At 46.4% G+C, this 13,096-nt stretch carries 14 protein-coding genes and 2 pseudogenes; 10 read left to right on the plus strand and 6 right to left on the minus strand.

Going from position 1 to position 13,096, the window contains the following annotated elements; all coding sequences use genetic code 11:
* Positions 1-381: 381 nt before the first annotated feature.
* The 5 genes from K7H21_RS06470 to K7H21_RS06490 all read left to right on the plus strand — a co-directional run bounded on the left by K7H21_RS06470 (position 382) and on the right by K7H21_RS06490 (position 5,786).
* Positions 382-900 carry a helix-turn-helix transcriptional regulator gene (locus K7H21_RS06470; protein ID WP_004123835.1) on the plus strand — a complete coding sequence of 173 codons (519 nt, stop codon included), beginning with the start codon at positions 382-384 and terminating at the stop codon, positions 898-900.
* Between the two features lie 102 nt (positions 901-1,002).
* Positions 1,003-1,521, plus strand: coding sequence for a fimbrial protein (locus tag K7H21_RS06475; protein WP_004123832.1), 519 nt, complete (start codon positions 1,003-1,005; stop codon positions 1,519-1,521).
* Between the two features lie 46 nt (positions 1,522-1,567).
* Positions 1,568-2,245 (plus strand): fimbrial biogenesis chaperone, encoded by a 678-nt coding sequence (locus tag K7H21_RS06480; RefSeq protein ID WP_004123828.1) that lies wholly within the window; start codon positions 1,568-1,570, stop codon positions 2,243-2,245.
* Positions 2,246-2,256: 11 nt separating this feature from the next.
* Positions 2,257-4,758: a fimbria/pilus outer membrane usher protein gene (locus K7H21_RS06485; protein WP_223035660.1), complete on the plus strand. Its 2,502-nt coding sequence runs from the start codon at positions 2,257-2,259 to the stop codon at positions 4,756-4,758.
* Positions 4,759-4,772: 14 nt separating this feature from the next.
* Positions 4,773-5,786 carry a fimbrial protein gene (locus tag K7H21_RS06490; RefSeq protein WP_004123822.1) on the plus strand — a complete coding sequence of 338 codons (1,014 nt, stop codon included), beginning with the start codon at positions 4,773-4,775 and terminating at the stop codon, positions 5,784-5,786.
* A 65-nt stretch (positions 5,787-5,851) separates the two neighbouring features.
* On the opposite strand, the pseudogene K7H21_RS06495 reads toward K7H21_RS06490, so the two are convergent.
* The 3 genes and pseudogenes from K7H21_RS06495 to arsH form a co-directional block, all read right to left on the minus strand.
* Positions 5,852-6,342 (minus strand): annotated as a pseudogene (locus K7H21_RS06495) (integrase arm-type DNA-binding domain-containing protein); the annotation flags it as partial.
* Between the two features lie 544 nt (positions 6,343-6,886).
* Positions 6,887-7,105, minus strand: a complete 219-nt coding sequence (locus K7H21_RS06500; protein ID WP_010434242.1) for a hypothetical protein — start codon at positions 7,103-7,105, stop codon at positions 6,887-6,889.
* Positions 7,106-7,405: 300 nt separating this feature from the next.
* Positions 7,406-8,104, minus strand: a complete 699-nt coding sequence (gene arsH / locus K7H21_RS06505) for an arsenical resistance protein ArsH (RefSeq protein ID WP_189095340.1) — start codon at positions 8,102-8,104, stop codon at positions 7,406-7,408.
* An 85-nt stretch (positions 8,105-8,189) separates the two neighbouring features.
* Between arsH and K7H21_RS06510 the strand changes: the two genes are divergently transcribed.
* From K7H21_RS06510 to arsC, 3 genes are read left to right on the plus strand one after another with little or no spacing between them, the layout of a single operon-like run.
* Entirely contained in the window at positions 8,190-8,510 is a 321-nt protein-coding gene (locus tag K7H21_RS06510; RefSeq protein WP_189095332.1) for a metalloregulator ArsR/SmtB family transcription factor, read from the plus strand.
* 44 nt (positions 8,511-8,554) lie between these two features.
* Positions 8,555-9,844, plus strand: coding sequence for an arsenic transporter (locus K7H21_RS06515; protein ID WP_024274589.1), 1,290 nt, complete (start codon positions 8,555-8,557; stop codon positions 9,842-9,844).
* 12 nt (positions 9,845-9,856) lie between these two features.
* A complete protein-coding gene (arsC, locus tag K7H21_RS06520) occupies positions 9,857-10,282 on the plus strand; it encodes a glutaredoxin-dependent arsenate reductase (protein ID WP_213751563.1) in 426 nt (141 codons plus the stop codon).
* Positions 10,283-10,585: 303 nt separating this feature from the next.
* Here the strand turns inward: arsC and K7H21_RS06525 are convergent, their stop codons facing one another.
* The 3 genes from K7H21_RS06525 to K7H21_RS06535 all read right to left on the minus strand — a co-directional run bounded on the left by K7H21_RS06525 (position 10,586) and on the right by K7H21_RS06535 (position 12,266).
* The gene (locus K7H21_RS06525; protein ID WP_024274587.1) at positions 10,586-10,990 is read right to left on the minus strand and encodes an H-NS family histone-like protein; all 405 of its coding nucleotides are present in this window, start codon (positions 10,988-10,990) and stop codon (positions 10,586-10,588) included.
* Between the two features lie 561 nt (positions 10,991-11,551).
* Positions 11,552-11,779, minus strand: a complete 228-nt coding sequence (locus tag K7H21_RS06530) for a hypothetical protein (RefSeq protein WP_010434226.1) — start codon at positions 11,777-11,779, stop codon at positions 11,552-11,554.
* A 268-nt stretch (positions 11,780-12,047) separates the two neighbouring features.
* A complete protein-coding gene (locus K7H21_RS06535) occupies positions 12,048-12,266 on the minus strand; it encodes a cold shock domain-containing protein (RefSeq protein ID WP_189095330.1) in 219 nt (72 codons plus the stop codon).
* Between the two features lie 278 nt (positions 12,267-12,544).
* Between K7H21_RS06535 and cspF the strand changes: the two are divergent.
* Positions 12,545-12,757, plus strand: a pseudogene (cspF, locus tag K7H21_RS06540) (cold shock-like protein CspF).
* A 102-nt stretch (positions 12,758-12,859) separates the two neighbouring features.
* Positions 12,860-13,003, plus strand: coding sequence for a YnfU family zinc-binding protein (locus K7H21_RS06545; RefSeq protein WP_228961026.1), 144 nt, complete (start codon positions 12,860-12,862; stop codon positions 13,001-13,003).
* The last annotated feature ends 93 nt before the right edge of the window (positions 13,004-13,096 follow it).

Below are 13,096 nucleotides of genomic sequence, written 5' to 3' on the forward strand. Positions count from 1 at the left end.
AAATTAGCCCTGTTCCGACGCAATATATTTCGTTAACTGTTAAGGGAATATTGTCTAAGAAAAATCTAAAATCATGGTTATTACAGGTTCTGGCTATCAAAGACTAATAGATCATTAAGTTGCACCTATGCATTGTACTAGTTTTAAATTCCATGTTTTTATTTATTATTGGTTTTTTGGTTTGGCCATTAGCGCTCTTCATGGATTAATAATCCATGAAAGATGAAAAGATAGTAGAAACGATCGTTTTTAACTTAATAAGTGAAAACCATTACTTTTATGCTGTCATAAAAAAATATTTTCTGTAAATTTTACATCGAAACACGAAAGGGATTACAGACGCTAAATAACAAAGAGGATTATGTCGGAAAGGTAAGCTTTATGGATTTGTCAGACGCCATTTTTTCTGATGATTACTTTTTTATCGTCGGCATCTGTGCGTTGTTAACGCCGGAGTTGATTGATGAAAACTACTATATTATAGACATTGAAACGATAAACCTGTCAGAGGTGCGAAAGCACATATTTCCCGGCAGGAAAGTTATTGCGTTTATTACCAATGATCTTGACTATTATGCATTAATGCATCTGCCGGATTTCATTTTTATTGATAAAAAATGTCGATTGAATGAGATCCCCTCATGTTTACTGGTTAAGAATTCAAGATATAACTATAGAGTGAAATATTCACTTTCTCGTCGTGAGAAAGAAGTGCTCTCTTGTATGCAGAAAGGCCTGGATGCTAAAGAAATTGGTATTGAGCTAGGGATGACGATGAAAACGTTTTATACCCATCGGCGCAGTCTGATATTTAAGCTTCAGCAGAACAATCGCGTTTCGCTGTATCAAAATATTGTGCGCAGCGAATCCTATAAGTTAAGCACTTGCGAATATAACTGAGTGGTATCACTCGTTAAAAAATTATGGAGGTGAAAGCTACAAAGATTTTTTAGGATTGCTTATTTATTTTCAAAAATTTAATTAATTATCTGGAACTTATATATGAAAAAGATTGCACTGATTTCTGCACTTATGTCTCTGTCCGTATTTCAGGCTGCAAATGCCGCTGACGGAGTTATCAATTTTACCGGAAACATTACGGGGACAGCCTGCGTGGTTGATACTTCCGCTATTTCTCAACCTGTTGATCTCGGCACTATCTCTACCACGGCATTTACCGGTGGTAATGGTGCTACGGCGGCGGCGAAGCGCTTTAACATTGTGCTGAAATCCTGCCCTGCCAGCGTTTCCAGCGCCAGCATTCGTTTTGATGGTACCACCAGTGCCGCGAATCCTTCTATTCTGGCTCTTAGCAACGGGCAAACTGCATCGAATGTTGGCGTGGCCCTTTATGAGCAGGATAGCACGACGCTTATTCCAGTAGGCTCCACCTCGGCAAGCGTGACTTTGCTGGAAGATGTGAATAATACCCTGACCTACTTCGCTAAATATATGGCGACGGGCGCAGTTGGTGCAGGAACAGCAAATTCCTCTACGTCATTTACCGTAACTTATCAGTAACCGCAGGGCCCTTTGTGGCCCTGATTTAGTCTCTCAGGATCTCTTCATGTTTCGGAAAGTATTAAAAAAAATCGCTGTGAGTTTGTTACTTATCTCAACAAGCGCCATCAGTGGTGTGGAAATTGGTGGCACCCGATTAATTTATAATGGCACTGGTCATCAAGCGGCGATCAGCGTAAGTAACCCAGATAATACACCCTATTTAATTCAGTCATGGGTCAGTAAAAATGAGAACAGTGATGATGGTGATAGCCTTTTTGTCACTACGCCACCGCTATTTAAATTAAATCCACATACGCAGAATTCTGTACGTGTGATGTTAGCCGGTAACGCTGTACCTCAAGACCGCGAAAGCGTGTATTGGTTGAATATTAAATCAATACCTTCTTCGTCGGCGGAGGCGAAGAATGAGTTGTTGATTGCTGTAAAAAGTAAAATGAAAGTTTTTTATCGCCCCGCAGGATTAAAAGGCGACCCTTCATTAGCTTATCAGCAATTAACCTTTTCCGCCGCGGGTGGAAAACTCAGTGTGCATAATCCGACTCCTTATAGCGTGTCGCTTTATGATGTAAAAGTTAATGGTAAAGAATTAGCAAAACCTCCAATGGTTTTACCATTCCAGACGCTATCGCTACCTCAGACAACAGTAGCGAGTGGTGAAGTATCGTGGCGTGCGATAAATGACTTTGGAGGCATTACGGCTCAACATAAATTTAAAATTTAGGTTAATTATTCATGCTCCAGTTTAATGCGATGTCAGGTTGTGCAAAATTAACTCAGTTAGCTGCGCTTATTTTTTTATGCATTTATGTCCCAGCGCTACTGGCTGAGGATTATTTTGCCCCGGATTTTATTGAAACTCGCGGAAATCTTCCTCGTGATGTTGATATCTCCCGTTTTAGCAAAGCCGACGGGCAGATGCCCGGCGTGTATCATGTCGATGTTTATCTCAACGGAAATTACGTCGACTCGCGCGACATCGTATTTGTCAGTCATGAAAGCGATTTAATGCCAGTGCTGACCCGTGCAGATTTTACGCAATGGGGCGTGAAGCCAAATGCGCAGCCCAACTGGATGGCGTTGGATGAATCAGCGACGGTTGAAAATATCAGCAACCTACTGCCCGGTAGTCAGCTTCATTTTCAGTTTAATGGAATGCGGCTTGAGCTCTCTGTTCCCCAGGAGTATCTGAGACGGGATCCTCAGGGTTCGGTATCACCGGCTCAGTGGGACGATGGACTAAATATGCTGTTTTTGAACTATAACGTTTCCGCCGCCAATAACCATGGCGGCACTGAATCGCAAAACGATAGTTATTTAAACCTGCGTAGCGGCATTAATGTCGGACCCTGGCGGCTGCGTAATTATTCAACCTATAACAACAACAACGGAATGAGTCGCTGGAACACCATTGCTACCTCCCTTGAGCGGGATATAAAAACGCTGAAGAGCCAGTTTAGCGCGGGTGATGGTTATACCCAGTCCGGGGTCTTCGACAGCGTAAATTTTCGTGGTGTTCAGCTCTATTCGGATGACTCAATGCTGCCAGAAAGCGTACGCGGGTTTGCTCCCGTGGTGCGCGGTATCGCACAAAGTAACGCCCAGGTAACCATACGTCAGGGTGGCAACATTATCTGGCAGTCGTATGTTCCACCAGGCCCTTTTGTGATTGACGACCTATATCCCACTGCCGCCAGCGGCGATCTTGACGTGGCGGTACGTGAAGCGGATGGCTCGGTACATCAGTTTATTCAGCCCTTTTCCGCGGTACCGGTAATGCAGCGGGAAGGCCAGTTTAAATATGCGCTGGCTGTGGGGCAGTATCGGGCGGCAAATGATCAGGATAAGGAACCAACGTTTTTGCAAACGACTCTGAGCTATGGTTTGCCCTGGGATACCACGGTTTACGGCGGAATGCTGACTTCAGCAGATTATTGGGCTGGCGCATTAGGAATAGGGAAAGGATTTGGCGACCTTGGTTCGCTCTCTTTTGATACCACATTTGCCCATTCGCAATTACCCGAGAAGACCCAGGAGGGGGTTTCGTTACGCGCGCAGTATGCCAAGGATTTTGCGACAACCGGAACCTCTCTGAGTTTGATGGGCTACCGCTACTCCTCATCGGGCTTTCGTGACTTTCAGGAAGCAAACGGCGATGTGAATCCGTTCCGCATGGTAAGTGATGAAACGCGGCTTGATGACAACTGGCGCTATCAACGTAATAAACGCAGTAAAGCTCAGGTCACGCTGAATCAAAGGATCGGTGACTGGGGTAACGTAAATCTTTCCGCCTGGCAGCAGGATTACTGGGGAGGTGATAGCGAGCGCAGTGTGAATGTGGGATACAACACCAGCGTTAACAATATCAATTATGGCCTGAACTATAGCTATTCGAAGGGGCCATGGCGCAATGACAACGATCATATTGTCGCTTTTACGATGCAGGTCCCGCTGTCACGTTTCTTGTCGGACAGTTGGATGACGCTCTCTGCTAGCAGCAATAAGAAAGGTGATAGCGTTTCGCAGATGGGATTATCCGGCTCTGCATTGGAAGATAAAAACCTGAGCTGGAACGTGCAGCAGGGCTATAACAGCAAAGGCTCCGATACGATGGGCAGCGCTTCCGTCAACTATAAAGGGCGCCATGGAGAGTATCAGCTTGGCTACAGCTATTCTCGTGATAGCCGCCAGCTTTCAGCAGGCGCGATGGGCGGGTTGGTGGTGCATCCATACGGTATCGCCGCGACTCAGCCGCTCGGCGAGACCATGGCGCTGGTAAAAGCGGATAACGCCGCTGGAGTAAAAGTGGCAAACAATGGTGGGATTTATACCGACAGTAAAGGTTTTGCCGTGGTGCCATATGTGACGCCCTATCGGCAGAACAGTCTATCGCTGGATACCGCCACGTTGAATAACAACACGGATGTTCTCAATGATACTCGTACGGTAGTGCCCACGAAAGGTGCTTTAGCGCTGGCAGATTACCCCACCGTAACGGGATACAAAATCATGCTACAGCTGTCCAGAAAAGAGATCCCGTTTGGGGCGACGGCCAGCATAAAAAATCGCGATAACCTGACGGATGGCATCGTTGACGAGCGCCAGCGGGTCTGGCTAAACGGCGCACCGGAGAAGGGGACCGTGGAGGTGAACTGGGCGGGTGAAAGCTGCCGCGCAACATATCAGATAACCTCGTTTTCAGACACCACGCATTACGTTACTGCACCATGCCATTAAGCAGGAGAGAAAAAATGAAACCGATTGTCATCACCCTGATTTTTGCTGCTCTGGGGATATTTTCTCAAGCTGCTCTGGCCTGGGATTGCACGACCCCAACGCCTTCAACCACCGTCTCGCCGCAGAATATTACGATATCGCGCGATCTCCCTATTGGTGCAGTTATCGGCACTCAGCTTGTGACGCCAACCATCAATGCGTTCAGCTGTTACAACTCTGCTGATGGCGTAATCTCCAATCAGACCTTAGGCGTGATTGCGAACGGCACATTTGATTCGATGGTGAACGGTCGGCGCGTGTATAAAACCAACGTTGCCGGTATTGGCTATGCCATCTCGGGTTCAACGACAAAATGCGCCGGTGGCAGTGCGGCGGTTACCGGCAGCAATACGATCCGGGGCGATATCAATACCGCTAAACTTTGTGAGAACACCAGCGGAATGATTAGCCCGACGTTAAATGGCACCGTAACGGTGACGTTTTATAAAACGGCAACCGAAACCGGATCCGGCACGATAACCGCGAAATCCGTAGGTGCGCTGGTTTTACTGAATAATTCGCTGCTTTGGCAATCCCCTGAGGCGGAGGTCAATATCAACGCCTTCACGGTGACAACTCCGGCCTGTAAGCTGGCGACGGCAGCGATACCTGTTGATATGAGAGAGGTCGATAAACGCGCCTTCAGCGGCAAAGGTTCTACTCCTGGTGACGCCTATACCCAGTCGTTCAATCTCCCGCTCACCTGCAACGCTGGAACCCGGGTTAGCGTCAAAATGGAGGGGAATATTTTTGATGCAACAAGAGGAGTGATCAATACGACCAGCGGCAATAATGCTGCCACGGGCGTGGGCATTCAGTTGCTTTATAATAATCAGCCGATGGCGCTGGGTTCGGATGTCGGCGTGGGGACTTCCTCGGCAAGCGGTGGATTCAGCGTACCTCTAAAGGCGCGTTATTATCAGACTGGGGATAAGATCACTACCGGTACCGCGAACGGCGTGCTGTCATTTACGATGACTTATCAATAACGAGATTGCCGCTTCATGCATGTCTATGTAAGGTGGATTGCTGGGAGCGATTTCATTAGAAAACTGGCCTGTACCGGTTGTACCGCCTGAACCAATACATGGGCTTTGATATCGGTGACGCCTATATTGCCAATTGCAGGAAAAACATCTCTTTCCAGTGAACGCCAGATATCTTCGGCGTAGTCTTCTGTAACGCTGGTTTTCTTGACGTTCCACCAACGTTCAGCGACAAGTTTGAACGTGTTGGTCTTTGCTTCCAGGTATTCCTTGCCAGTTCTTTCTGGTGTTTCTGAGGATCGATCTCTTTTACCAGTAATGCACGAGATTCAGCTCTGAGTTTACGCGCATCGGAAAGTGAGACAGCAGGATAGGCGCCGAAGCTTTGCTTGGTTCTCTGCTTTGTTAAGGGGCGATGATAACGGAACTGCCAGAGTTTGCTTCCACTAGGTTTGATAAGCAGCTTCAACCCATCACCATCGTATAGCTGGTAATCGGTATCTTTAGGTTTGGCGGCTTTGATTTCCGTATCCGTTAACGGCTTGGTTCGTCTTGCCATGAGTCGTCTCCATGCGTTCAGGGCCAACGAAAACAATATAGCTTTATGAGGTGCCTAACAAGGTGCCTAAAAGGTTCGGATTTAATTAGTTCTCTTCGGACTTCGCGGGACAAATTGAGGGCACAAAAAAGCCCGCAGGGCTTGTGCCGTGCGGGCTCTTAGGACTTCATCGGATGACTCTGGTAATCACCGATGGAGAATTTTGGTGCTGGCGGAGTCTGAATTGGTTGTGTAATTCATTGAATTAATTTGAATAACTGCTAGTTCAACTTTTCTTAGGGGCCTATTTGGGTGCCTAAAAGTTTTTTCTCCTTTTGATGAGAAAGAAGACGAGATAGGGACTGTGGGTGGTGATATCTAGTTGAGTCGTCACACTGAAAAACAGATTTGACCTGGTAACCATTTCTTGCGCAGCAAACGCGCCGCGCATATACGGTTTGGGCTTACCTTTTATCAAACGCTTAGACTACTATTCGCCTGCGAAATTTTTTGGATAAAAGCCATCATCACCAATGCAGCATCGAAAAATGCTAATTAAAAATGCTCACGCCTGCATCCCCTTACCCCGTGCCAGGTTAATTCTTTCAACGCATTCCTTAAACGCTTTAAGTTGCTCCGTAGAGAGTTCAGATTCATCAATTTTGACCAGAAGAGCGTTGAGAGAGCGTTCAATATCATTTTTAATTAACCGTAAGCAGATAACCTTAACCCAACGTGGAGAGAGCTTACTGAGGCCAATTGCTCTTGTGATTTGTAATTTCATGCGATGCCTCTCAACCGCCAGTTTGCCGGTTTTCAACCTCGGTTATAACACGCAATGGACAGGACTTCTGTTATTCCTTCGCCTAAAATTTAGCATGAAGCGCTTAGCTTGGGTGCAACCAGGATTTCATTAAACATCAAAATTAGTTTTGCATCATGACGCGCAAGCGCCACGTCATAACCAGAGTTACTAGTTCACCTCAAGGTAGTTTTTCATATTCTGACACAGGATGGGATATCTCCTTTGTGCCATAGTGGATGTTATTAATCTCATGCAGTATGGATTCACGAAAAATATACGTTAAATTTTGTCCTGATTGACACGGGATGAAAGCTCCTGATAGCTCTCTTTTCTCTCGCTGTAACGATCTGCAAGATAACCAGTTTGTCCCTTAAGCAGCACCGTGATTTTAAACAGCTCCTCGGCTACATCGACGATACGGTCATACCATGACGAAGGTTTCATTCGGCCGTTTTCGTCGAACTCTTGCCATGCCTTAGCAATGGAGGACTGGTTGGGGATAGTGAACATCCGCATCCATCGGCCCAGAATGCGCATTTGGTTCACCGCATTAAAGGACTGCGAACCACCGCAGACCTGCATCACTGCAAGTGTCTTGCCCTGCGAAGGACGAACCGCTCCTTCACTTAAGGGTATCCAGTCTATTTGCGCCTTCATCACCGCGCTCATCGTCCCATGCCGCTCAGGGCAACTCCACACCATCCCGTCACACCATCTGACCAGGCCGCGTAGTTCGGTGACCTTAGGGTGCGTGTCTGGCGCATCATCAGGCAGGGGTAAACCAGAGGGGTTAAAGAATTCCACCTCCGCGCCCATTGCAGTCAGAAGACGACCGGCTTCCTCCGCGGCAAAGCGGCTGTAGGAGCGCTCTCTTACTGAGCCATACAGGATAAGAATCCGTGGTGGCGCTTGCAGGTTCAGGCGTTCAGCGATGTGTTGATCAAAGAATTCAATATTAAGGGCAGGAAATTGTTCCATTTTTCTCCTCCGGAGAGAGTAGATGATTTCAAATTTAACACATATGATTTATCGTATATATATTCTAAAGGGAACGGAGTGAAAAATGCTACAACCTGTTCAGCTTTTCAAAATCCTGTCGGATGAAACTCGGCTCGCCATCGTCATGATTCTCCGGGAGTCAGGAGAACTGTGCGTTTGTGATATCTGCGCAGCCATTTCCGAATCACAACCCAAAGTCTCGCGACATATGGCTATCCTTCGTGAGGCCGGGCTGGTTCTGGACCGTCGTGAAGGCAAATGGATCCACTATCGTCTGTCACCCCACATACCGGCATGGGCAGCTGAGACAATCACGACGTCCTGGCAGTGTATGCGGAAGGATTTGTGTAAATGGCTGGATAAATCAGCCTGCACCTCCTGCTGAGAAAAGAAAACAAATTCACATAATCATATATAACGGAGTCTGAGATGCTTTTGGCGGGGAGTATATTTTTACTGACGTTGATACTGGTGATCTGGCAACCCGGAGGCCTGAGTATTGGCTGGAGTGCGAGTATCGGGGCTGTGCTGGCGCTGGTAACTGGAGTCATCCATATCGCTGATATTCCCGTTGTCTGGAATATCGTCTGGAACGCGACAGCGGCATTTATTGCGGTCATCATCATCAGCCTGCTGCTCGATGAGTCCGGCTTCTTTGAATGGGCCGCACTGCACGTCTCCCGCTGGGGTAACGGACGTGGCCGCCTTTTGTTTAGCTGGATAGTCTTGCTTGGGGCTGCTGTTGCTACACTGTTTGCCAATGACGGAGCCGCACTGATCCTGACGCCGATCGTAATTGCGATGCTGCTCGCACTGGGATTCAGTCAGGGCACGACACTGGCCTTTGTCATGGCCGCAGGATTCATTGCAGATACGGCCAGCCTGCCGCTCATTGTTTCTAACCTGGTGAATATCGTCTCGGCGGACTTTTTCGGTCTGGGCTTTACGCAGTATGCCTCCGTGATGATCCCCGTAGATGTGGCCGCGATTACGGCCACGCTGGTCATGCTGCATCTCTTCTTCCGCAGGGATATTCCGGTGACGTATGACGTTTCGCTGCTGAAGACGCCTGCCAGTGTGATAAAGGATCCGGCAACGTTCAGGGCGGGCTGGATTGTCCTGTTTTTGCTGCTTGTCGGTTTCTTTGTTCTGGAACCTCTTGGGATCCCGATAAGTGCGATAGCCGCTACTGGCGCAGCAGTACTGTTCATAGTGGCGAAAAGAGGTCACGCCATCAACACAGGAAAAGTCCTGCGCGATGCACCATGGCAGATAGTTATTTTTTCACTGGGCATGTACCTGGTGGTCTATGGCCTGCGCAATGCAGGGCTCACGGAGTCTCTGTCTGACGTGCTAAACCTGCTGGCAGAAAAGGGGTTATGGGCAGCAACGTTCGGCACCGGCTTCCTGACCGCGTTCCTGTCGTCGGTAATGAATAACATGCCGACGGTGCTGATTGGTGCGCTGTCGATTGACGGAAGTACGGCGACAGGCGTCGTCAAAGAGGCAATGATTTATGCCAACGTGATTGGCTGCGATTTAGGCCCGAAAATCACTCCGATTGGCAGTCTGGCAACCCTGCTGTGGCTACATGTGCTCGCACAGAAAAACATGACCATCACCTGGGGATATTACTTCCGCACCGGCATAATCATGACCCTGCCCGTGCTTTTCGTCACTCTGGCTGTGCTGGCGTGGCGGCTCTCTGTCACCTTGTAGCGAGATATTAATATGAGCAATATTACCATCTATCACAACCCGGCCTGTGGCACCTCACGTAACACGCTGGAGATGATCCGCAACAGCGGCAACGAACCGACAATAATTTATTATCTCGATACTCCCCCGACCCGTGATGAGCTTATTAAACTTATTTCAGATATGGGGATTACAGTGCGCGCCTTGCTGCGTAAAAACGCTGAACCTTATGAACGCCTGGGTCTTGATGAAGAGAAATTTAGTGATGAGCAGTTGATTGATTTCATGCTTCAAGATCCAATCCTGATTAATCGGCCGGTAGTCGTTACGCCGCTCGGTACTCGTCTTTGCCGCTCTTCGGAAATAGTGCTGGATATTCTTCCGGAAGGTCAGAAAGGAGCGTTTACCAAAGAGGATGGCGAGAAGGTCATTGACGAAACGGGAAAGCGGGTTAGGTAATCTGTCCACTTCAAGATATCGGACGCCTGTTTAATCTACGAGGGCGTCCGCTTGCCGTTCACTAAAGACCTCCAGCCTACTAACCCCGTCCGCATTATGCTATGAGAGGAAAAACTGTGGTGTTGGCTGCATTACAACTGCGTAATGTCACCATTAATACCTTCTTTACCCAGTTTATAGCGCAACATAATCTCTTCATGAAACACCTTGTTGAAGCCGGTTACGAACCAGATGCTTCTCGACGATCCTCTAAGGATGGTTGTGGGCTATCCGTAAAAAGAGCCGGGTATGCCCGGCTCTTTTTTAGCTGATTTCGAAATCTTTTAATTCTCCACCTTCAGCAATCAGATTTGAGATCCGCTTCGGCATTCGCCCCTGACCTGACCATGTTTTTGACTCTCCAGTTTCGTCAGTATATCGATACTTCGCGGGGCGGGGGGAGCGCGTCCTTTTAGCCTTACCCGGAGAGCCAATAGCAGCTAAAAGTTCGGAGGGGTCGATACCCTCATCAAGCATCATCTGACGAAGTGTTTCCAGTTTATCGCGGCGCTGACTTTCATTTGCAAGACGTAATGTCTCTTCTTCTCGTCGTTCTATAAGAATAATTTTAAACTTTTCCAGAACATCTTCCAGTACATCTAATGACATTTCACGAGTCTGAGAACGTAAGGTACGGATATTGTTTAACTGTGTAAGAGCATCTGACATAAAGAGACCTTTTAAAGTTTTTTCGTTGTTCAGCAAATACCAATGTCGACGGTTGCTCATCAACCCGATTTTTCTTACTGAGCATTTTAATCCGATTGGTACATATTGTTATTAACGAGGTTTAGACTACTTATATAAATCTCTTATCGCAAGACAAAATTAAGAAGAATGTGCAAGAACTAAATTACAACTCCTACGAAATGTCCATGCATTTTTGAAGGTACTTAAAACTATGATGCCAGGAGTCATCCGGAGAGCCTTTTTATACCTCATAACTTATTGCTTCAGTCACACCTGATGAGATTTAAAATGAGGAGAGACAGCGCCGCCACTTAGCAAGGTTTTCACAAATGGCAAGATGGCACGCAGGGGGGAGACACCTGCATTTTGTCAGAGGGTAGCGAATTACTCTCTCTTTATAGAGACGTTTCTAAAAAAGTGTAATGTAAAAAAAAGCCTGCTGTTAGCAGGCCATAAATGCTTTTAACTCATTTTTTGTTCGATTCTGATAAATAGGGTAAGCATGCAATTAAACGTGGAGCAGAGAGCATGACAAAAATTCTATAAATATTTCCTGGCCGCATCAAGTATCTCCTGTGACGTTAACTCCCTGTCAGTAGCCACGTAAACAATACCATGATCGCCAGTTAAGGAAGGAAAACCTGCAGACATAATCCGAAGATGTGTTTCTTCACCGTTTGGATATTCCTGCCTGATAGAGGATATACCTTCCAGAACGGTCATGACTTTACAGGATTCAGCATTAAAGAAAACAAGGACTTTAATCATATTCTATTACCCTGTTCTCTCGTGGATATTAACTGGCAGATGCCATTAAGGTCAAAGCCATTACGCACTTCTTATTTAACATGTGGTTAGCTTGTGCTTTTAGACTTTTTATGCAGTAGTATTGCACTTCATCACATCGCTTAGCATACTCATAATTTTGAAAAATATGCTGATCAGATATTAAGAATAAACGACTTTCATCTGATTTAAGTTATGGATCTGTCTACTCAGGAATAATCCTTCATCGTTATCGCAGACCCACAATGATTTATTTATCGCAAAGTGTTACATTTGCAGCAACAGGACCCTTGTCTCCGCGGTGAATGGCGAATTCAACTTTCTGACCTTCAAATAAAGTTTTAAAGTTGTCGCCATTAAGTGCAGACAAATGGACAAAGATATCTTTGCTGCCATCAAGAGGAGAGATGAAGCCAAAACCTTTGTCTTCGTTAAACCATTTAACCAAGCCCATAATTCTCGAGGTCATACTGACTCCGTTATACATGATTGTATTGATAGTAAACGTATAAGATTAAACGTATGGACTCAAAAGAGGGGATATCAACGATAGCGCCTGGTAATGAGAACTGCCCGGAAAATTTCTAACTTTCATTAGTACATCGAACTGATGGGATTCATTAAGACACAGGGAATCGATATAAGCAAATTATCTTTTAGCCGTCCAGAGGTCCTGTAGGGAAAATAAAAGTGGCTGAATGCCATTTTCAATGTATAGTCTTTAAGTGTTTTCAATAAGGAATTGACTTGTCCCATAAAATGACAGGAATTGTCAAAAGCTTTGATATTCTTAGTGGTAAAGGCCTCATCATCCCATCTGATGGACGAAAAGACGTTCTGCTTCACATTTCAGCCGTTAACTCTCGCTAATCAGAATTACTCATCCCTGGAAGCCGCATAGAGTCTTGCCGGATAAACGGTCTCAGGGGGCCTGTGGCTGCGAACATTTATCTTTCCTGATTTTCAGTATGTCAAAATAGATAGATTAAAACTTAACCACATGTGGTACGGTGAAGCTCATTCATTGAAAGGTTAATGGTTATGTCTGTTATCAATTACGCAATGAAATTCTTCAGCAGTGCGTCTACTGCCACTGCTGCCTGTCCTGTTTGTGGCTTAAAATCAGTACAACCGTTGTCAAAAATCCGGCTCAACCAAACCATGCTTTGCCCCGGATGTAAGGCTCTGTTTATCTCCCGACGCTAGCTCGACCAAAATCGCAGAACAGAGCTCATGTCCTATACTTATGTTAGATTCCGGCAGCTGTTAAATCCCTGATGCCTGACGCCCATCCTGAGA

The organism is Klebsiella sp. CTHL.F3a, from assembly GCF_019890895.1.
GTDB lineage: Bacteria > Pseudomonadota > Gammaproteobacteria > Enterobacterales > Enterobacteriaceae > Klebsiella > Klebsiella grimontii.

Coding starts and splice junctions, on each gene's coding strand:
- K7H21_RS06535 (WP_189095330.1), bottom strand. CDS start 12,266: ATGACCTCGAGAATTATGGGCTTGGTTAAATGGTTTAACGAAGACAAA.
- arsH (WP_189095340.1), bottom strand. CDS start 8,104: ATGGAACAATTTCCTGCCCTTAATATTGAATTCTTTGATCAACACATC.
- K7H21_RS06475 (WP_004123832.1), top strand. CDS start 1,003: ATGAAAAAGATTGCACTGATTTCTGCACTTATGTCTCTGTCCGTATTT.
- K7H21_RS06490 (WP_004123822.1), top strand. CDS start 4,773: ATGAAACCGATTGTCATCACCCTGATTTTTGCTGCTCTGGGGATATTT.
- K7H21_RS06525 (WP_024274587.1), bottom strand. CDS start 10,990: ATGTCAGATGCTCTTACACAGTTAAACAATATCCGTACCTTACGTTCT.
- K7H21_RS06485 (WP_223035660.1), top strand. CDS start 2,257: ATGCTCCAGTTTAATGCGATGTCAGGTTGTGCAAAATTAACTCAGTTA.
- K7H21_RS06480 (WP_004123828.1), top strand. CDS start 1,568: ATGTTTCGGAAAGTATTAAAAAAAATCGCTGTGAGTTTGTTACTTATC.
- K7H21_RS06545 (WP_228961026.1), top strand. CDS start 12,860: ATGAAATTCTTCAGCAGTGCGTCTACTGCCACTGCTGCCTGTCCTGTT.
- K7H21_RS06500 (WP_010434242.1), bottom strand. CDS start 7,105: ATGAAATTACAAATCACAAGAGCAATTGGCCTCAGTAAGCTCTCTCCA.
- K7H21_RS06515 (WP_024274589.1), top strand. CDS start 8,555: ATGCTTTTGGCGGGGAGTATATTTTTACTGACGTTGATACTGGTGATC.
- K7H21_RS06530 (WP_010434226.1), bottom strand. CDS start 11,779: ATGATTAAAGTCCTTGTTTTCTTTAATGCTGAATCCTGTAAAGTCATG.
- K7H21_RS06510 (WP_189095332.1), top strand. CDS start 8,190: ATGCTACAACCTGTTCAGCTTTTCAAAATCCTGTCGGATGAAACTCGG.
- arsC (WP_213751563.1), top strand. CDS start 9,857: ATGAGCAATATTACCATCTATCACAACCCGGCCTGTGGCACCTCACGT.
- K7H21_RS06470 (WP_004123835.1), top strand. CDS start 382: ATGGATTTGTCAGACGCCATTTTTTCTGATGATTACTTTTTTATCGTC.